Origin of the sequence: Ideonella sp., assembly GCF_035254525.1 — a bacterium.
GTDB lineage: Bacteria > Pseudomonadota > Gammaproteobacteria > Burkholderiales > Burkholderiaceae_C > Ideonella.
Genome location: NZ_DATFAN010000188.1, coordinates 1 through 19116, shown reverse-complemented (window position 1 = coordinate 19116; position 19116 = coordinate 1). Strand labels below are relative to the sequence as shown.

General features: G+C 72.4%; 17 protein-coding genes. 9 read left to right on the top strand and 8 right to left on the bottom strand.

The features are described from left to right. Nucleotides 1-40: 40 nt before the first annotated feature. Nucleotides 41-547: an ornithine carbamoyltransferase gene (locus tag VJ693_RS20530; protein WP_324157251.1), complete on the top strand. Its 507-nt coding sequence runs from the start codon at nt 41-43 to the stop codon at nt 545-547. Here the strand turns inward: VJ693_RS20530 and ftsH are convergent. Further along, entirely contained in the window at nt 508-2388 is a 1881-nt protein-coding gene (gene ftsH / locus VJ693_RS20525) for an ATP-dependent zinc metalloprotease FtsH (protein WP_324157249.1), read from the bottom strand. The two genes, VJ693_RS20530 and ftsH, sit on opposite strands and share 40 nt — an antisense overlap. Before the next feature lie 184 nt (nt 2389-2572). Between ftsH and VJ693_RS20520 the strand changes: the two genes are divergently transcribed. Continuing rightward, the gene (locus VJ693_RS20520) at nt 2573-4369 is read left to right on the top strand and encodes an AMP-binding protein (RefSeq protein WP_324157247.1); all 1797 of its coding nucleotides are present in this window, start codon (nt 2573-2575) and stop codon (nt 4367-4369) included. 36 nt (nt 4370-4405) lie between these two features. On the opposite strand, the gene VJ693_RS20515 is transcribed toward VJ693_RS20520, so the two are convergent. From VJ693_RS20515 to VJ693_RS20500, 4 genes are read right to left on the bottom strand one after another with little or no spacing between them, the layout of a single operon-like run. Next, a complete protein-coding gene (locus tag VJ693_RS20515) occupies nt 4406-4939 on the bottom strand; it encodes a CBS domain-containing protein (RefSeq protein WP_324157245.1) in 534 nt (177 codons plus the stop codon). Between the two features lie 45 nt (nt 4940-4984). Then, the gene (locus VJ693_RS20510) at nt 4985-5890 is read right to left on the bottom strand and encodes a ribose-phosphate pyrophosphokinase (protein ID WP_324157243.1); all 906 of its coding nucleotides are present in this window, start codon (nt 5888-5890) and stop codon (nt 4985-4987) included. Then, nucleotides 5887-7485: a thymidine phosphorylase family protein gene (locus VJ693_RS20505; protein WP_324157241.1), complete on the bottom strand. Its 1599-nt coding sequence runs from the start codon at nt 7483-7485 to the stop codon at nt 5887-5889. Before VJ693_RS20505 ends, VJ693_RS20510 begins: the two co-directional genes overlap by 4 nt. Continuing rightward, the gene (locus VJ693_RS20500; RefSeq protein WP_324157239.1) at nt 7482-8837 is read right to left on the bottom strand and encodes an MBL fold metallo-hydrolase; all 1356 of its coding nucleotides are present in this window, start codon (nt 8835-8837) and stop codon (nt 7482-7484) included. The genes VJ693_RS20505 and VJ693_RS20500 overlap by 4 nt, the downstream gene beginning before the upstream one ends. Nucleotides 8838-9205: 368 nt before the next feature. Here VJ693_RS20500 and VJ693_RS20495 point away from each other — a divergent pair, with 368 nt between their 5' ends. The 5 genes from VJ693_RS20495 (at nt 9206) to VJ693_RS20475 (ending at nt 15124) form a co-directional block, all read left to right on the top strand. Continuing rightward, entirely contained in the window at nt 9206-9661 is a 456-nt protein-coding gene (locus VJ693_RS20495; RefSeq protein WP_324157237.1) for a universal stress protein, read from the top strand. 4 nt (nt 9662-9665) lie between these two features. Then, complete coding sequence (groL, locus tag VJ693_RS20490; protein ID WP_324157235.1) at nt 9666-11297, top strand: chaperonin GroEL; 1632 nt, start codon at nt 9666-9668, stop codon at nt 11295-11297. Between the two features lie 28 nt (nt 11298-11325). Then, nucleotides 11326-11733: a hypothetical protein gene (locus tag VJ693_RS20485; protein ID WP_324157233.1), complete on the top strand. Its 408-nt coding sequence runs from the start codon at nt 11326-11328 to the stop codon at nt 11731-11733. Between the two features lie 61 nt (nt 11734-11794). Continuing rightward, a complete protein-coding gene (locus tag VJ693_RS20480) occupies nt 11795-13894 on the top strand; it encodes a hypothetical protein (protein WP_324157231.1) in 2100 nt (699 codons plus the stop codon). A 33-nt stretch (nt 13895-13927) separates the two neighbouring features. Then, nucleotides 13928-15124 (top strand): polysaccharide pyruvyl transferase family protein, encoded by a 1197-nt coding sequence (locus tag VJ693_RS20475; protein ID WP_324157229.1) that lies wholly within the window; start codon nt 13928-13930, stop codon nt 15122-15124. Between the two features lie 15 nt (nt 15125-15139). Here VJ693_RS20475 and VJ693_RS20470 read toward each other — a convergent pair whose 3' ends face one another. Beyond that, nucleotides 15140-15625, bottom strand: coding sequence for a RidA family protein (locus tag VJ693_RS20470; RefSeq protein WP_324157227.1), 486 nt, complete (start codon nt 15623-15625; stop codon nt 15140-15142). Nucleotides 15626-15639: 14 nt separating this feature from the next. Beyond that, on the bottom strand, nt 15640-16083 hold the full coding sequence (locus tag VJ693_RS20465) for a cupin domain-containing protein (protein WP_324157225.1): 444 nt from the start codon (nt 16081-16083) through the stop codon (nt 15640-15642). 135 nt (nt 16084-16218) lie between these two features. Between VJ693_RS20465 and VJ693_RS20460 the strand changes: the two genes are divergently transcribed. Together VJ693_RS20460 and VJ693_RS20455 are read left to right on the top strand one after the other, a co-directional pair. Then, nucleotides 16219-17781 (top strand): winged helix-turn-helix domain-containing tetratricopeptide repeat protein, encoded by a 1563-nt coding sequence (locus VJ693_RS20460; protein WP_324157224.1) that lies wholly within the window; start codon nt 16219-16221, stop codon nt 17779-17781. A 63-nt stretch (nt 17782-17844) separates the two neighbouring features. Next, entirely contained in the window at nt 17845-18720 is an 876-nt protein-coding gene (locus VJ693_RS20455; RefSeq protein WP_324157222.1) for a plasmid replication/partition related protein, read from the top strand. Between the two features lie 23 nt (nt 18721-18743). Here VJ693_RS20455 and VJ693_RS20450 read toward each other — a convergent pair. After that, nucleotides 18744-19116, bottom strand: a 373-nt coding sequence (locus VJ693_RS20450; RefSeq protein ID WP_414652329.1) for an AMP-binding enzyme, incomplete at its 5' end; no start/stop codon positions are given.

Here is a 19116-nt window from a genome sequence, read left to right as displayed (position 1 = left end):
CACTCCCGCGACTTGCCGTTCTCAGGCTGTGGGGAGCCTGATGCCCACCACCACCTTGCCCCCCGATTTCCCCGGCAGTGTCGACACGTTGTCCGAAAGCCAGCGCGATGCCCTGGCGGCCAGCGCCGCCGCGTTGAAGCACGCTGCGCTGGCCGGTGGCGCCCACCGCCCGCTGCAAGGCAAGAACCTGGGCCTGATCTGCGAGGCCGAGGACAGCCCCGACGCCGTGCTGTTCGAACAGGCCGCCCAGTCGCTGGGGGCCCGGGTCGTGCGCATCCGCCCGAGCGTGGCAGGCCTGACCGACGGCCCGGTGCTGCCGCAGACGGCGCGGGTGCTCGGGCGCCTGTACGACGCGATCGAGTGCCAGGGCCTGCCGCCCGCGCTGGTCGAGCAGATCCGCATCCATGCCGGCGTGCCGGTCTACGACGCGCTGGCCGGTGAACACCCGGCCACCGATGCGCTCGCCCACCGGCTCGACAACGGCGCGACCGGCGCGGGCAACCGCCGCTACGTGCTGCAGGCCTTGCTGCTCGGCAGCGTGGGCTGATCGGCTGCCGGCGCCACGCCGGCCGGCCCCCCGCCTTCCAGACCGGCCAGCGCCGACAACTCGGCCGCGTCCAGCGTCTCGCGCGCCATCAGCGCCTGCACCGCCTCGGTCAGCACGCGCCGGCGCGCCTGCAGCAGCGTGGTGGCACGCGCCATGGCCTGCTCGAGCAGCTGGCGCACCGCATCGTCGATGCGCTCTGCGGTCTGCGGGCTGAAGCGGCCGCCGCCCGACCCCGGCTCGCCGCCCGGGCCGAACAGGAAGCTGGGCGGCCGGTCGGCATAGGCCACCGGGCCCAGCGTGTCGTCCATGCCCCAGCGCAGCACCATGTCGCGCGCCAGGTCGGTGGCCTTGGCCAGGTCGTCGGCGGCGCCGGTGGAGGGCTCGCCGAAAACCAGCACCTCGGCCGCACGGCCGCCGAGCAGCACCGCCAGCTTGTCGGCCAGCTCGCCGCGGCGCAGCACATGGCGGTCCTCGCTCGGTCGCTGCAGCGTGTAGCCGAGTGCGCCGACGCCGTGCGGCACGATCGACACCTTGTGCACCTGGTCGGTGCCTGGCAGCGCGAGCGCGGTCAGCGCATGGCCGAGCTCGTGCGTCGCGACCAGGCGGCGTTCCTGCTCGCCGAGCAGGCGATGCTTCTTCTCGATGCCGGCGACGATGCGCTCGATGGCCTGGGTGAAGTCGTCCAGCGTCACCGCATCGGCCCGGCGCCGCGTGGCGGCCAGCGCCGCCTCGTTGACGACGTTGGCCAGGTCGGCGCCGGCAAAGCCGACGGTGATCGCCGCGACCTGATCCAGGTCGACGCTGGGCGCCAGGCGGATCTTCTTCGCATGCACCTTCAGGATCGCGAGCCGCCCGCCACGGTCCGGCCGGTCGACCAGCACCTGGCGGTCGAAGCGGCCGGCGCGCAGCAACGCCGGGTCGAGGATCTCGGGCCGGTTGGTCGCGGCCAGCAGCACCACGCCGACGCTGGGGTCGAAGCCGTCCAGCTCGACCAGCAGCTGGTTCAGCGTCTGCTCGCGCTCGTCGTGGGCGCCGAAGACCGAGCCCGCACCGCGCGCCTTGCCCAGCGCGTCGAGCTCGTCGATGAAGATGATCGCCGGCGCGTTGGCCCGGGCCTGCTCGAACAAGTCGCGCACCCGCGCGGCGCCGACCCCGACGAACATCTCGATGAACTCGGAGCCGCTGATCGAAAAGAAGGCCACCCCGGCCTCGCCGGCCACGGCGCGCGCCAGCAGGGTTTTGCCGGTGCCGGTGGGGCCCATCAGCAGCACGCCCTTGGGCATGCGCGCACCGAGCCGGCCATGCTCCTTCGGGTTGCGCAGGAAATCGACCACCTCCTGCAGCTCGGCCTTGGCCTCGTCGACGCCGGCCACGTCGTCGAAGGTGACCCCGGTCTTGGGCTCCATGTAGACCTTGGCCTTGCTCTGGCCGATGCCCAGCAGCCCGGCGCCGCCGCGGCCCATCAGGCGACGGTTGGCCAGTGTCCACAGGCCGAAGAACAGCAGCGGCGGCACCAGCCAGCCGAGCAGCGTGGTCAATCCGCCGGATTCGGGCAGGCGGCTGTAGGTCACGCCGGTGGGCGCCAGCCGCTCGGCCAGCGCCGGCTCGACCCGCGTCGCGGCGACGTGCGTCTTGCCGTCGCGCGGCGTGCGCAGGGTGCCGATGATCGTGCGGTCGCCGACCTGCACCTCGCTGAACTGGCCGTCGCGCAGTTCGGTCTCGAACTGGCTGTAGGGCACGGTGGCGAGCTCGCGCCCGGCCTGCCACCAGTCCACCAGCAGCCACACCGCCATCATCGCCAGGAGCAGCGCGCCCATCGAGCGCCAGGGCTTGTTGTTCATCGTCGATCGCACGAAACCATGCGGTCGATTGAGGCATGCCGGCATGCCGGATGCCTTGACGCGGCTCAAGCGTCACCGCCCGCGCGCCCGGCGCCCCGCGGGTCTGCGCTGGCGCAAGGCACGCGCGTTGCGGCGGCCTAGAGTCGAAAAGCGTCGAAGTCCCTGTTGCCACCGGAGACCCGCCATGGACACCACCGCCCCCTCGCCCACCCCGGCCGCAACCCGGCCCTGGCTCGCCTCCTACCCCCGCGGCGTGCCGGCCGAGGTCGACTGGCAAGGCTGCCCCTCGCTGAAAGCCCTGCTCGAACGCAGCTGCGCCCGCTTCGCCGGGCGGCCGGCCTTCACCAGCCTCGGCGTGACGATCAGCTATGCCGTGCTCGACGCCCTGAGCCGCCGCTTTGCCGCGTGGCTGCAGCACCAGCCCGGCGTGGCCCGCGGCGACCGCGTGGCGGTGATGCTGCCCAACACGCTGCAGCACCCAGTCTGCGTGTTCGGCGCGTTGCGCGCCGGCATGGTGGTCGTCAACGTCAACCCGATGTACACGGCGTCCGAGCTGCAACATCAACTCAACAACTCCGGCGCCACGGTGCTCGTGGTGCTCGAGGGCTTCGCCCACACGGCGGAGCAGGCGGTGCCGGGCACGACGGTCAGGCACGTGGTCGTGACCCAGGTCGGCGACCTGTTCCCGGCCCCCAAGCGGTGGCTGGTCAACTTCGTGCTGCGTCACGTCAAGCACGCCGTGCCCGACTGGGAGATGCCGTCCGCGCACAGCCTGCACGACGTGCTGGCCCAGGGTGAACACCTGCCACTGCAGGACGTGGCGCTCGGCCCCGAGGACATGGCTTTCATCCAGTACACCGGCGGCACCACCGGCCGGCCCAAGGGCGCGGTGCTGACGCACGGCAACCTGGTGGCCAACCTCGAGCAGGTCGTGGCCTGGACGGCCGGCTTGCTGAAGGACGGCGAAGAGACGGTGATCACCGCGCTGCCGCTGTACCACGTGTTCGCTCTGACGGCCAACCTGCTGGTCTTCCTGCGCCTGGGTGGCCATAACGTGCTGATTCCCGACCCGCGCGACATGCCGCGCTTCATCGACGTGCTGCGGCACACGCCGTTCACCGTCATCACCGGCGTCAACACGCTGTTCGACGCGCTGCTGAAGGCGCCGGGCTTCGACGAGGTGGCCCGCGCGAACCGCGATCGCCTGAAGCTCGCCGTGGCCGGCGGCATGGCCCTGCTGCCGACGGTGTCGGACCGCTGGCAGGCGTTGATGGGCAAGCCCATCATCGAAGGCTACGGCCTGACCGAGACCTCCCCGATCGTCTGCGCCAACCCGGTCGACGCGACCGGCTGCAGCGGCCGGCTCGGCCTGCCGGTGTCGTCGACCGACGTGGCGATCCTCGACGACCAGGGCCAGCCCTGCGAGCCCGGTCGCGTCGGCGAGATCGCCGTCAAGGGCCCGCAGGTGATGCGCGGCTACTGGAACGCGCCGGCGGAAACCGCGCACACCTTCACCGCCGACGGCTGGCTGCTGACCGGCGACATCGGCCGCTTCGACGAGCACGGCTACGTGCAGTTCGTCGACCGCAAGAAGGACGTGATCGTCGTCTCCGGCATGAAGGCCTTCCCGGCCGAGATCGAGGACGCGGTGCGCCTGCACCCCGGCGTGCAGGACGCCGCCGCGGTGGGTGTGCCCGACGAGCACAGCGGCGAGGCGATCGCGCTGTACGTCATCGCCAGCGACCCCGGCCTCGACGCCGAGGCGCTGCGCCAGCACTGTGCGACCCACCTCGCGCCCTACAAGCGCCCGCGCCGCATCGAGTTCCGAAGCGAGTTGCCGCGCACGCCGATCGGCAAGGTGCTGCGCCGGCAGTTGAAGGAGGAGGCGAGAGCTGAAGCCCCCACGCCCCCTTCCGGGGACTGCCCCCCGGGGGGGCTCGCGCAGCGGACCGGCGAAGCCGGATCCGCGCACGCCACTTGATGGGCGGCGGCTCCTGCGGAGCGCCTTGTCGGGGGGTCAGGATCCGCCGTAGTTGACCGGGTCCTGGAAGCCCGGCGTGCCCTGCGGCAGGAAGGCCGGGCGCGGCCGCGGCGGGGCGATGGCCGGGCGCTCGGCGCTCTCGCGCGCGATGCCGCTCTTCAGCGCGGCGGCCAGGCCGCTGACCTGGCTCGCCAGCGCGTCCAGCAGGTCGTCGGCGGTGACGAAGCCTTCGAGCTGGCCCTCGGCGCCGGTGACGAGCAGGCGGCGCACGCCGGCTTGGCTCATCACCGCCACCGCCTCGCCGATGTCGGCGGCGGCCGGCACGGCGGCCAGGCGGCGGCTGGCGACCTGGGCGACGCGCACGTCGGCGGCGCCGAGGTCGCGCGCCAGCACCTCGATGGCCAGGTCACGGTCGGTGAGCACGCCCACCACCTGGTCCTGGCCCGCGGCCTCGACGGTGACGACCAGCGCGCCCACGTGGTGCTCGCGCATGCGGTTGGCGGCCTCGCGCAAGGTCGCGACGGCGTCGATCGTGATGATGTGGCGTTGGCAAATGTCGCCGATGCTCATGGAGGGCTCCTTCGATGGGGGTGGGGAAACGCGGGGTTGTGCCGGCTACGGCATGACGGCGCCGTGCAGCGCCAGGTCGCGGGTCGCGTAGGCCAGCGAGGGCACCAGGTCGATCGCGTTGCTCGGGTGCGGCACGGTGTTGCAGCTCACGACGTGGGCCGCGCCGGTCGCGCGCAGCACGGCGTCGGCATCGCCGCTGAACAACGCATGGACGCCGATGCACACCGGCGGCGCGAAGCCATCGCTGCGCAGCAGGCGCACCGCGCCGGCCATGCTGTGCGCCGTGGCGATGATGTCGTCGACCAGCACCGGCGTGCGGCCGCGCAGCGGCGCGAGATCGGGCAGCGATTGATCGATGTCGAGGTCGCCGTGGCGATGTTTCTCGAGCACCGCGAACGGGCAGCCGACCTGCCGCGCCACCTCGGCCACCCAGCGCGCGCTCTCGGCGTCGGGCCCGATGATCGCGGGCCGCTCGACCTCGCGCCGCACCCACTCGGCGATCGCCGGCGCGCTGTCCACGACGGTGGCCGGAATGTCGTAGAGCGCGCGCAGGCTGGCGTAGCGGTGCAGGTGCGGGTCGGCGGTGACCAGCCAATCGAAGGAACGCGACACCAGCTTGGCGAAGCTGCGTGAGGTGACCGCCTCGCCCGGGCGGAAACGCGTGTCCTGCCGCATGTAGGGCAGGTAGGGGGCGATCAGGCCGACGCGCACCGCACCGAGCTCGCGCAGCGCATCGGCGAGGAACAGCAAGGCGGGGACCTGCGGGTCCGGATCGCGCAGCGTCGCGACGACGGCGATCGAATCGCCGGCCACCGCGCCGGCCACGCGCAGGTAGGTTTCGCCGTCGGGGAAGCGGCGGTGGTCCAGCACGCAGCTGGTGACGCCGAGCAGGGTGGCCAGCGAGTCGGCGCGGTCTTCCGCGCCAGGCAGGGCAATGAGCTGAAGCTTCATGGCAGATAGGTCCCGGTTTCGGCCGCAGCGGCCGGCGCGTTATCAGCCGCGCTGTCGGCCCCGCTGTCTGGCGGGTCGATCACGACGATCGCCGCCTCCTGCGCGTTCACGTAGGCCAACGCATAAGCCAACTCCCCTGGCGCCTCGGCGTGCAGCGTGAACAGCGGCTCGCCCGCTGCCACCGCGTCGCCCAACCGGACATGGATCACCGCGCCGGCAGCCGGGTCGCGCGGCGCACCGGCGAGCTTCGCGGCGCGCGCCAGGCGGCGGTTGTCGATCGCGCCGACGCGGCCGGTGGCCGGCGCGGCGACGACCGCGCTGTGCGCCGCGCGCGGCGGCTCGCGCAGGCCGCCCTGGGCCTCGCACAGCGCGATGAACTTGGCGAGCGCCAGGCCGCTGTCGAGCGTGCGCGTGGCCAGCGCCAGGCCGTGGCCGGGCCCCGCGCGGCCGGCCATCTCGAGCAGCGTGCCGGCCAGCAGCAACGAGCGCTCGCGCAGGTCCTGCGGCGCCTCGGTGTGGCGGTGCAGCACCGCCATCACGTCCAACGCCTCCAGCGCCGGGCCGATGCCGCGGCCGACCGGCTGGCGGCCATCGGTCTCGAGCACCTGCACCTGCAGCCCGATCGCGCTGCCGACCTCGATCAGGCTGGCCGCGAGCGACTGCGCCGCGGCACTGCTGCGCACCTTGGCCGTCGGTCCGACCGGCAGGTCGATCAGCACGCGCTCGGAGCCGACCGCCGCCTTCTTGGACAGCACCGAGGCGACCAGCTGCGCCTCGCTGTCCAGATCCAGCGGCCGCTCGACGCGGATCAGCATGTCGTCGGCCGGCGACAGGCGCGCCGAGCCGCCCCAGGCGATGCAGCCGCCCTCGCGCTCGACGACGCGGCGCATGGTCGCGATGTCCAGCGCCACTGGCGCCAGCGTCTCCATCGTGTCGGCCGTGCCGGCCGGCGAGGTGATCGCGCGCGACGAGGTCTTGGGCATCACCACGCCGCAGGCGGTGACGATGGGCACGACGATCAGCGTCGTGCGGTTGCCCGGCAGCCCGCCGACGCAGTGCTTGTCCATCACCGGCGACATCGGCCAGCTCAGGCGTTCGCCGACATCGACCATCGCCCGCGTCAGCGCGACCACCTCCTGCGCATCGAGCCGGCCGCCGGCGCAGGCGGTGACGAAGGCCGCGAGGTGCAGGTCGGACACGCGGCCGCGGCTGATGTCGTCGATTAGCGCGCGCATCGACGGGTAGTCGAGCTTGCGGCCGTAGACCTTGGCGCGCACGAAGCGCAGCGATTCGAGCGGCGTCGCGTGGCGCACGAGCACCTCGTCGCCGTCGGCCAGGCCGAGCAGGCCCCAGGCGGCCTCGGACAGCGCGGCCTCGTCGTGCGCCAGCCACTCGGCGTCGACGCGGTTCAGCAGCGCTGGCACCTGGTGCCCGTTGGCCACCAGCTCGACCTGCGCCTGCGCCTCGAAGCCCTCGGCGCGGCAGACCGCGCAGTCGCGCCGCATGTAGACCACCGGCTGCTGGTAGGTGTCGATGCCGGCGCGCCTGGCCTTGAGCCGGCCGCCGGATTTCACATAACCGTTGACGTCGTTCACAGGCTCACCGTGTCTCGGAATTCGGGCACCGTGCAGGGCCAGCGATGGCGTTCCTCGATCGCCTGGCGCAAGGCGTCGGCAGCCACCGGCTCGCCGTGGGTGACGAACACCCGCTGCGGCGGCGCCGGCAGCGCACCGATCCAGGCCAGCAACTCGTCGCGATCGGCATGCGCCGACAGCGAATCCATGTGGGTGACCTCGGCCCGCACCGGCACCTGCTCGCCGTGGATCTTCACCGTCGGCGCACCGGCCAGGATCGCCGCGCCGCGCGTGCCCGCCGCCTGGAAGCCGACAAACAGGATCCCGTTGCGCGGGTTCGGCGCGAAGGCCTTCAGGTGGTGCAGCACGCGCCCGCCCGAGGCCATGCCGCTGGCCGAGATGATCACCGCCGGGTGGGTGAGCTCGTTCAGGCGCTTGGATTCCTCGACCGTGTTGACGAGGTAGGCCGCCTTGCACATCGCCTCGCACTGCGCGGCCGACAGCCGGTGCTCGCCGGCATGGCCAACGTAGATGCCGGTCGCGTCGGCCGCCATCGGGCTGTTCAGGTAGATCGGCACGTCGGCGATGCGCCGCTGCGCACGCAGCTGGGAGATCGCCCACAGCAGGGTCTGCGCACGGCCCACCGCAAAGGACGGGATCACCAGCACGCCGCCCCGGCTGGCGGTGCGGTTGATCACCTCGGCCACCTGGGCCAGCGGGTCGGCCGCCGCGTGCGCGCGGTCGCCATAGGTCGATTCGATGACCACCCAGTCGGCAGCCTCGGGCAGCTCGGGCGCATGCATCAGCAGGTCGTTGCCGCGGCCGATGTCGCCCGAGAACAGCAGCGAACGGCGGTCCCACTCGACCCGCACGCTGGCCGCACCGAGCAGGTGCCCGGCACGCCGCAGCAGCACCCGCACGCCGGGGATCGGCTCGAAGCCGTGGTCGAAGTCGCGCATGCTGAAGCGATCGAGCGCCTCGCGCGCCTCGGCCTCGGTGTACAGCGGCAGCGCCGGGTGGTGCTTGGAAAAGCCGTGCCGGTTCGCGTAGTCGGCCTCTTCTTCGAGCAGGCGGCCGGAATCGGGAAGCAGCAGGCCGCACAGCTCGCGCGTGGACGGCGTGGCATAGACGCGGCCGCGAAAGCCCTGCTGCACGAGCTTGGGCACGAAGCCGCTGTGGTCCAGGTGTGCGTGAGTCAGCACGATCGCGTCGATCGACGATGGCGGCACCGCGAAGGCATCCCAGTTGCGCAGGCGCAGCTGCTTCAAGCCCTGGAACAGGCCCGCGTCGACGAGCAGCCGGCGGCCCTCGTGCTCCAGCAGGTACTTCGAGCCGGTCACGGTGCCGGTCCCACCGAGGAAGGTCAGCTTCATGCAAGCACGATAGGCGCGCCGCAGGCGACCGGATTGACGGCCATCAACGGCGGCCAGCGCGAAGGCGCGGAGCATTACCGCCGAAGGTGTGCGGATACACGCGGTTCACGCGGTGTTACCGGCCGATCCCAGGCATTGCCGGCTCGTTTACCGGACGACGCAAGCATGTGACCTTGTTGCATGGCTCGTTGTCATCGAGCCGTCGAACTGCGTGCAAGGAGCTGCCATGAGACGCCTGCTGAACCGATGGAAGGTCGCCTTCAAGCGCCCGGCGAACCCGACGTGGCGACCGCCCGGGCCCGACGATCTGCTGCAGCGCCTGCGCGAAGCGGGGCTGTGACCCTGCGAACCTGGAAGGGCACGACACGATGTATACGAAGATCCTGGTGCCGGTGGACGGCAGCCCGACCTCGCTGCAAGGCCTGGCCGAGGCGACCCAACTGGCCAAGCTGACCGGCGCGACGTTGAAGCTGCTGCACGTGATCGACCTGCTGTCGATCACGATGGTGCCCGAGGCCGGCGTCGCGCTGACGGCGCAGATGGTGGACCAGCTCACCGAGGGCGGACGGCAGATCCTGGCCGACGCGAAGGCCCGCGCCGAGGCCGACGGCGTTCATGCCGAGACGCAGCTCATCGAGAACGCCGCCGTGCGCGTGTGCGACGTGGTGATCGACCAGGCCAAGGCCTGGGGCGCCGAGCTGATCGTGATCGGCACCCACGGCCGGCGCGGCGTGGGCCGCATGCTGCTGGGCAGCGATGCCGAGCAGGTCGTGCGCCAATCGCCGGTGCCGGTGCTGCTGGTGCGGGCGAAGAAGGAGGGCTGACGCCATGGCCGCCAAGCAACTGCTGTTCGGCGACGACGCGCGCGACCGCATCCGCCGTGGCGTCGATGCACTGGCCGATGCGGTCAAGGTCACGCTGGGCCCGCGCGGGCGCACGGTGATCCTCGACCGGGAGTTCGGGCCGCCGCAGATCGTCAACTCCGGCGTCGTCGTCGCCAAGGCGATCGAGCTGGAGGACCGTTTCGAGAACATGGGCGCGCAGCTGCTGCGCGAGGTGGCCGCACGCACCAGCGAGATGGCCGGCGACGGCACCACCACCGCCACCGTGCTGGCCCACGCGATGATCCAGGAAGGGCTGAAGTACCTCGCCGCGGGCATGAACCCGATGGACCTGAAGCGCGGCATCGACCTGGCGGTGGATGCGGTGGTCGCCGAGCTGAAGGTCATCGCGCAGCCTTCGACCACCTCGCAGGAGATCGCCCACGTCGCGGCGATCTCGGCCAACAACGACCGCTCCATCGGCGAGCTGGTGGCCCGCGCGATGGACAAGGTCGGCCGCGAGGGCGCGGTGTCGATCGAGGACGGCTCGGGCCTGACCAGCGAGCTCGAGGTCGTCGAGGGCCTGCAGTTCGACCGCGGCTATCTCTCGCCCTACTTCATCAACAACGCCGAGAAGCAGGCCGCGGTGTTCGAGAACGCCGCCATCGTGCTGTGCGACCAGAAGCTGTCGACCGTCAACGACCTGGTGCCGCTGCTCGAAGCCGCCGCCAAGTCCGGCGCGCCGCTGCTGGTGATCGCCGAGGACGTGGATGCCGATGCGCTGGCCACGCTGGTCATCAACAGCGTGCGCGGCGTCGTCAAGACCTGCGCGGTCAAGGCGCCGGGCTTCGGCGACCGCCGCAAGGCGATGCTGCAGGACATGGCGGTGGTGACCGGCGGCACGGTCATCTCGGGCGACCTGGGCCAGACGCTGGCCAAGGCCAGCTTCGAGAGCCTGGGCCGCGCGCGGCGCATCGAGGTGGGGCGCGAGAGCACGACGATCATCGGCGGCGCCGGTGATGCGGCCGCGATCCGCGAGCGCATCGCCGCGATCAAGAAGGAGCGCGAGGCGCAGACCAGCGACTACGAGCGCAAGCAACTCGACGAGCGCATCGCCAAGCTGGCCGGCGGCGTCGCGCTGATCAAGGTCGGCGCGGCCACCGAGACCGAGTTGAAGGAGCGCAAGCTGCGCGTCGAGGACGCACTGCACGCCACCCGCGCCGCCGTCGAGGAGGGCATCGTGCCGGGCGGCGGCGTCGCGCTGCTGCGCGCGCGCCGCGCGCTGGCCACGCTCGCCTCGCCGAACCTCGACCAGGCCTCGGGCGTCAAGATCGTGCAGCGCGCGCTCGAGGAGCCGCTGCGCCGCATCGTCAGCAACGCGGCCGACGAGCCTTCGATCGTGCTGCACAAGGTCGACGAATCGAGCCAGCGCAGCTACGGCTACAACGCCGCCTCGCGCGAGTACGGCGACATGCTCGAGATGGGCGTGATCGACCCGGCCAAGGTCACGCGCCTGGCGCTGCAGAACGCCGCCTCGATCGCCAGCCTGGTGCTGACGACCGACTGCATGGTCGCCAACGCGCCGAAGAAGTCGCCCGCTGCACCGGCCATGCCCGGCGCCGAGCCCGAGATGTACTGATTCGCCCATCACCCCCAGGAGATCGCGCATGAAAGCACTCACCCTGTCGCTCTGTGCCGCCGGCATGCTGCTGGCCGCCGGGTTCGCCGCCGCCCAACCCGCTTCCGCCCCCGGCCCGGGCGCCGGCCCCTGCCGCGCCGGCGCCAGCGCCCCGGCAGGCGTGAACTGCCCCGGCCCGATGATGCGCAGCGGCCGCAGCCCCGGCGCGCGCTGGGGCCAGGGCTGGACGCCCGGCTGGTCGATGATGAGCGACGCCGAGCGCCAGCAGCACCGCGACAGGCTCGCCTCGATGAAGACCTACGACGAATGCCACGCCTACATGACCGAGCACCACGACCTGATGGCGGCCCGCGCGAAGGAGAAGGGCGCGGCCATGCCGGCCCAGCCGCGGCGTGATGCCTGTGCCGGGCTGAAGGCTGCTGCGCCCGCGAAGTAGGAAAGAGCCCAGGCCGGCACGGGCTGGTGGCCCGGCGCCCCGACCGTCGAGGAGGACAAGAATGAGCTACGCGCCGCTGTCCGGACGCCGTGCAGGGGCTGGCCGCTTCCTGCGGCTGTGCCGATGGGCCCTGCTGCCGCTGGCCTTGATGGCCGGGGCCGGCGGGGAAGCCGCCCAAGCGCCAGCATCGGCTGCATCGGCTGCGTCGGCTGCATCGGCCGCGTCGGCCGCATCGGCCGCGTCGGCGGGCCTGGCCGGGCTGCAGTTCGAGCCATCGCGGATCGATTTCGCGAGCCAGCAGGTCGACACGGCCAGCACCGTCCGAACGCTCACGCTCCAGGCCGGTGCGGGAGTGGCGGCCGCCACCTATGAAGTGCGCGCCAACGGCGACTTCGCTGTGGCACCGACCACCTGCAAGCTGGGCCCCCAGGGCTCCTGCGCCCTGGCCGTCACGTTTGCGCCGAAGAAGCTCGGCGCGACCACGGGCGCGCTGGTCGTGTCCGACAGCGACAGCGGCACGACCCGCGTGGCGGCCCAGCTGGCCGGCACGGGCGCGGGCCGGCAGGCGCCCACGGGCCTGGCCTGGCGGCTCGGCCGCGATTCGATGTGGCCGGTCGTTCTGCTCGTGGTGATCTACTGGCTGGCCGTGACCGCAGCGCGCTGGAACATGGTCGCCCGGCCCGCGATCGAGCTGCTCAGCGCCGAGATCGATGCGGTCGAGGCCCGTGCAGCGGGCTTGCGCGCCACGGCCACCGGCAAGCCCGAACGCCTCGATCAGGTCGACTCGCTACTGGGCCAGGCGCGGGCGCGGCTGGAGGCCGGCGGCAGCCCGCAGCGGCTGCTGAACGTCCTGCTCTGGAGCCGCGGGCACGAACACGCGGGCTGGACGCTGCTTCACGAGGCCAAGGAGCAGCTAGCCGCGGCGACGCGGCCCGACGACGTGCGCGTGTCGCTCGACGACGCCGAGGTGCAGCTGCGCGACGTCGGCACGACCCAGGCGCTGGCGCTGGCCGACCGCATCCGCGCCGAGCTGGCACGCTCCAGCGTGGACCTGGGCGACCCGCCGGCGGCGCTGCTGCGCGAAGTCAATGCCATGCTGGCGCAGGCCACCGGCGACCTGGCCCGCAGCGCCACCGCGATGGCCGACCCCAAGTCGACGGCGAAGGCCGCCGAGATGCAGGCGCTGGCCCACCGCCTGGCGGCCACCCTGACGCCGCAGGCGGACCTGCTGCCGCAGATCCACGCGACGCTGCGGACCGCCGGCGCCGGCATGCTCATCGAGTACCGCGTGCTGCTCGAGCATGTCGCGAACAGCTTCCTGCCGGCCGTGGACCAAGCGTGCACCGGCCTCACGGCGCCCTGGCCGGCCAACACGACGCCGGCCGAAGCCGACTGGCGCAAGCGCCTGCTCGCCTTCCAGGGCGACGGGCTGGCGCCGGCCGAGGCCCTGCGCCAGCGCATCGAGCTGGCGCTGGCGTCGGCCCCGCTGCTGCCGAGCGAACGGCGCAATGCCCTGCTGACCGAAGCGCGCAACCAGCTCTACGACCGCGAAGACGGCGAGTTCGCCGCGGTGGCCAGCTGGCACAAGAAGACGCTCTGGCTCGTCTGTTCCGCGCTGCTGCTGATCACGGCGCTGTCGGCCGCGGTCGGCAACGCGGTCTTCTTCCTGCTCGGCGCGACCGGCGGCTTCCTCAGCCGCCTGATGCGCGTGCTGGGGCGGCTGCAGCTGCCCACGGACCACGCCGGCGCGTGGACGACCCTGTTCCTGAGCCCGGTCGTCGGGGCCATCGGCGGCTGGGCCGGCGTGCTGCTGGTGGTGCTGGCCGTGCAGTGGAAGCTGCTGGGCGACCTCTTTGCCTCGGTAACCTGGGACGGGCCGCACAGCGCGATGGCCTTGGCGGTCGCGCTGCTGTTCGGCATCTCCGAACGCGCGCTGGTCAAAATCGTCGAGGGCCTGGAAGGCAAGCTCGGCGCCACGGCGAGCAGCAGTGCGACCACCGACGCGGCCGGCACGAAGGCGGCCGCGGCCCCGGCGCCCGCCACCGCCGCGCCCGACAAGCCCGCTGCCAAGAAGATCAGTGAGGTCAAGCCCGCGGTAGCCAAGGACGGGGCCGCAGCCAGTGCCGAGAGGACGGTCGCGCCCGAGGCCAGCGCCCCCTGACCCGCGTCGGCGCGCAGCCGACTAGGATCAGGCATGCGCGCGGCCACCGTCCTGTTCGGCGCCTTCGATCGGCACAACTTCGGCGACCTGCTGTTCCCGCACATCGTCTCGGCGCTGCTGCCGGGCCACGACCTGGTCTTCGCCGGCCTGGCCGAGCGCGACCTGCGCCCGTACGGTGGCCACACGGTGCACGCCCTGCACCGCCTGGCCCGCGAGGGGCGCCTGCGCGGCGCGAGCCTCGTTCACGTCGGCGGCGAGATCCTCAGCTGCAGCGCACGCCAGGCGGCGGTGATGCTGCTGCCGAACGAGGAGGTCGATGCGACGCTCGGCTACATCGAGCAGCACCCCGGCGAGGAGCCGCACTGGCTGGGCACGCTGCTCGGCACGGCGTCACCCATGCCCTACGTCGCATCGCGCGACGAGCTGCCCGGCGTCGGGCGCGTCGTGTTCAACGCGGTCGGCGGCGTGGCGCTGCCGGCCCTGCCGCCGCCCTGGCGGCAGGCGGTGCTCGCGCGGCTGGCGGCCGCCGATGCCGTCGGCGTGCGCGACGTGGTCACGCTGGCATCGCTGCAGTCGGCCGGCATCGCCGCCAGCCTGATGCCCGACCCGGCGGTGATGGTCGACACGCTGTTCGGCCCGACCATCCGGGCCCGGGCCGGCCAGGGCCCGGTCGCCGAGGTCAGGGCCGCCTTTCCCGGCGGCTACGTTGCCATGCAGCTGGCGGCCGACTTCGGCGACGACGCGACGCTGGCCACGATCGGCACGCAACTGGAGGCCACCGCCGCCGACACCGGCCTCGGCATCGTGCTGTTCCGCGCCGGCGCCGCGCCCTGTCACGACGCCCTCGGCGTGCTGGCCCGCATCGCGCAGCGCATGGCCACCGGCTCGCGCGTGCGGCTGTTCGAGTCGCTCGACCTCTGGGACATCTGCGCCCTGCTCGCCCACGCCAGCGCGCACGCCGGCAGCAGCCTGCACGGCCACATCGTCGCCACGGCCTTCGGCGTGCCGGCTGTCGGGCTGCAGCGTCCGCACGACCCGGCGCAGGCCGGCAAGCTGGCCGCCTACCTCACCACCTGGGAGGCACCGCAAGACGCCGTGCTGTGGCCGGCCGGCCGGCTCGCCGAGGGCATCCGCACCGCGCTGGCCGGTGATGCCGCGCAGCGGCAGGCGCGGCGGGCGCAGTGGGTGGCGAGCTACCGCAGCAGCTTCGAGCAGCTGATGCGCTGCTGAGCCTCGATCGCGGCCTCAGCCACCATCGATTTCGACCTCGGCCTCGCAGTTCACCGGTGCGTTCAGCGGAATCATCATGCCGATCGACGAGCGGGCATGGGCGCCGACCTCAGGGCCGAAGAGCTCGAGGATCAGCTCGGAATAGCCGTTCGTCACGCGCGGCGTCTCATGAAAGCCGGGCGCCACGTTGACCATCGCGAACACCCGCAGCCAGGCGGTGATGCGATCCAGGTCGCCGAGCGCGCGCTGCAAGCTCGCCAGGTGCGCGAGCGCCACGAGCCTCGCCGCCTGCCTGCCCTCCTCCGCCGAAACCTCCGCGCCCACCTTGCCGAGCGGCCGGGCCAGGGTCCCGTCCGGATTCAGCGGGACGTGCCCGGAGACATAGGCGCGGTGGCCCCGCACGCGGACCCACGCGAACGGGAACTGCAGGCCGGTAGGCACACGCATGGGCTGGGGAAGGATCAGGCCTGATTCGGCCAGGCGTTGTTCGACTCGTCCCATGGAGGTCTCCGCCTTCATTGCACGAGGCTGTCGAGCTCGGGCCGCAGGACCATGCTCTCCTGGGCCGTCGCTTCGTTGCGCGCGCCGACGAACACCGCCGGCTGCACCGCGCTGCAGTTGACCGCGACATGGGCAGTGCCGGCCGGAATGAACAGGTAGTCGCCGGGGTGGGCAACTGCCCGGTGCTGGAGCCGCGGGCCAGTCCACAGCTCGACCTCCTCGCCGCTGAGCATGTAGAAGGCCGACTCATGCAGCGCGTGGACGTGGGCCTTGGTCCGCTGGCCAGGGGGGATCGTCACGACGCCGAGGAACAGCGCGGCGGCGCCGACGGTCTCGGCGCTGATGCCCGGGGTGTACACCGAGCCCTGGGCGCTCGTGTAGGGCGCCGAGCCCGGGACGACCCGGCCGGTGCCGGCGTGGGTGCCGGCGTGGTTGCCGGTGTCGATGATGGTGTTCATGTCGGACCTCCTGCCCGGTGGGGCGATTGCATCGCGCGGCTGCGCGAGAACACAATGCGTCAGGCAGGCCGGCGCGTCACTGAACGCGCGCCGAAATGCCCCGAAATCTTCCTAAACCCGCGGCGGCGGCAAGCGATGGCCCAGCGATTCGCGTTCGGCCCCTTCATCCTCGACGTGGCGCGGGGCACGCTGACGTCCGACGGCGCGGCGGTGGCAATCGGCCAGCGCGGCATGCGCATCCTGAAGGCCCTGCTCGATGCGCAAGGCGGCGTGGTCGGCAAGAACGAGCTGATGCAGCTCGCCTGGCCGGGGCTGGTGGTCGAGGACAGCAACCTGTCGGTGCAGATCGCGGCGCTGCGCCGCCAGCTCGGGCCGGCCGCCGGCGGCGTCGACTGGATCGTCACGGTGCCTCGGGCGGGCTACCGCCTGGTCGGCGCGATCGCTGTCGAAGATGCGACGCTGGCGCCCGTCCAGCCGAGCCCGGCCGATCGCGGCGGGCGGCCCTCGGTGGCCGTGCTGCCCTTTGCCACCCTCAGTGACGATCCGTCGCAAGACTATTTCGCCGACGGCGTGACCGAGGACATCATCGCCGCGCTGACCCGCTTCCGCTGGTTTTCGGTCGTCGGCCGCAACGCCAGCCACGTCTACAAGCTCAGGCCCGTGGACGCGATCACGGCGGCGCGCGAGCTGGGCGTGCGCTACGCGCTGGAGGGCGCGGTGCGGCGAGCGGGACCGCGGCTGCGCGTCTCGGCCAGGCTGTCCGATGCCGCCGGCGGCCATTGCCTGTGGGCCGACCACGTCGACATCGACATGGCGGACGTGTTCACCGTCCAGGACACCATCGCGCGCCAGGTCGTGGGCGCCATCGAGCCCGAGCTGCTGCAGCGCGAAGGCGGCCTCGCCGCGCACCGGCGCGCGGGCGCCGTGACCGCCTGGGATCTGGTCGCCCAGGGCGCCTGGCATTTTCACCACGTGACCGAGCCGACCCACTGGCGGGCCCGCGAGCTGTTCCGGCAGGCCGCCCAGATCGACTCGGAGTCAACCGAAGCGCACCTGTGGCTCGGCCGTGTCAACGCCGGCCTCGTGGCCTACGGCTGGAGCACCGACACCGGGTCGGACTTGCGAGAGGGACGGCAGGCTGCCGTGCGGGCGGTGGAGCTGGACGACAAGAGCCCGTATGCGCACTACGCGCTGGCGATCGTCAGCGTGTACGGCGAATCCTTCGACACGGCCATCCGCGCCGCCGAGCAAGCCATCGAGCTCAGCCCCGGGTTCGCGCTGGGGCACCTGGTGCACGGAATGGCGCGCCTGTTCTCCGGCGACGCCCCGGCCGCCATCGAATCACTCCAGCGCGGGCTGGAGCTGAATCGCCACGACCCGCAGAACTTCATCTGGCTCAACGTCCTCGCCCTGGCGCAGCTGTTCGACGGCCGGCCCGAGGCGGGCCTGCGAACTGCGGTCGCGGCGCTGAAGGTCCGGCCGGCCTGGCGCCCGTCGGCACAGGTGGCGGCCGCCTGCTGCGCAGCGCTGGAGCGCATCGACGAGGCCCGGCAATGGCGGGGCCAGCTGTCGGTGCTGCCCGCCCCCCGCGGCGACGCGCTGCAGCCTCTGTGGCACAGCCAGCCCCGGTGGGCCGAAGCGATGCAGCGCCTGCTGCAGGCCCCGCCAGCGCCAGCCGGGCGCGACGACGCGGGCTGAGACGGCGGCGCGAGGCCGCTCTCTACAATGCGCGCCCCTTGCCCCCGCTCGAACACCGCGCTCATGGACATCGTCGTCAACGAAGAACTCAAGGCCTACATCGACCCACTGACCCCGGAGGAGTACGAGGCGCTGGAGCGCAGCATCCTGGCCGAGGGCTGCCGCGATGCGCTGGTGCTGTGGGGCGACATGCTGGTCGACGGCCACAACCGCTACGGCATCTGCCGCAAGCACAACCTGCCGTTCCAGACGGTGCAGCACACGCGCTTCCAGTCCATCGAGGACGTGCACCTGTGGATGATCGACCAGCACCTGGGCCGGCGCAGCCTGTCGGACTTCCAGCGCGGCGTGCTCGCGCTGCGCAAGCGCGAGATCGTGGCCGAGCGGCGCGCCCGCCGGGCCGTCGCCCCGAGCCCGGCGGCGGAAGGGCCGGCCGCCGAGGCGCCTGACGCCGCGGGCGCCCGCCCCGCCGCCGCGCCCGAGCCGCTCGACACCCGCGAGGCGCTGGCCAAGGCTGCGCGCCTGCGCAGCAGCCAGGTCGTGATGATCGAGAAGATCCAGAAGCAGGCCGCGCCCGAGCTGGTGGCGGCCGTCAAGGCCGGCACGATCTCGATCAACGCCGCGGCCGCCGTCGCCAGCCTGCCGGCCGAGGAACAGGCCGCCGCGGCCGCCGCCGGCAAGGACGAGCTGAAGCAGGCGGCCAAGCGCGTGCGCGAGGCCAAGCGCAAGCCGGCCGCCGAGCCGGCCGCAGACTCCGCCGCCGGGGTGCCCGAGGCGGGCGCGGTGGAGCAAGACAGCCTGGATTCGCTGCGCCGCCGCGTGGCCACCCTGAGCGCCGAGAACGCGGCGCTGCGCGACGAGGTGGCGAGCCTGCAGGCCCGGCTGCAGGCCTGCGGCGCGCAGGCCGACCAGGCCGAGGAAATGTCGCCGCCGTTCTGAGCCGCCGCGCTGAGATCGCCAGCCTAGGTGGACGGCAAGGTCACGTCGGCTGCCATTCCGACGCCTGGCAACACGTGGGCCGCGAATTGCTCGCGCAGCTTGTTCTTCTGCATCTTGCCGGTGGCGCCGAGCGGGATCGCGTCGACGAAGACCACGTCGTCGGGCGTCCACCATTTGGCGATCTTTCCGTCGAAGAACGCCAGGATGTCCTCGCGCGTCGCGTCGGCACCAGGCTTGGGCTGAACCACGAGCAAGGGGCGTTCATCCCACTTCGGATGCCGGGCGGCGATGCACGCCGCCATCGCCACCGCCGGGTGCGCCATCGCGATGTTCTCCAGGTCGATCGAGCCGATCCACTCGCCGCCGGACTTGATCACGTCCTTGCTGCGGTCGGTG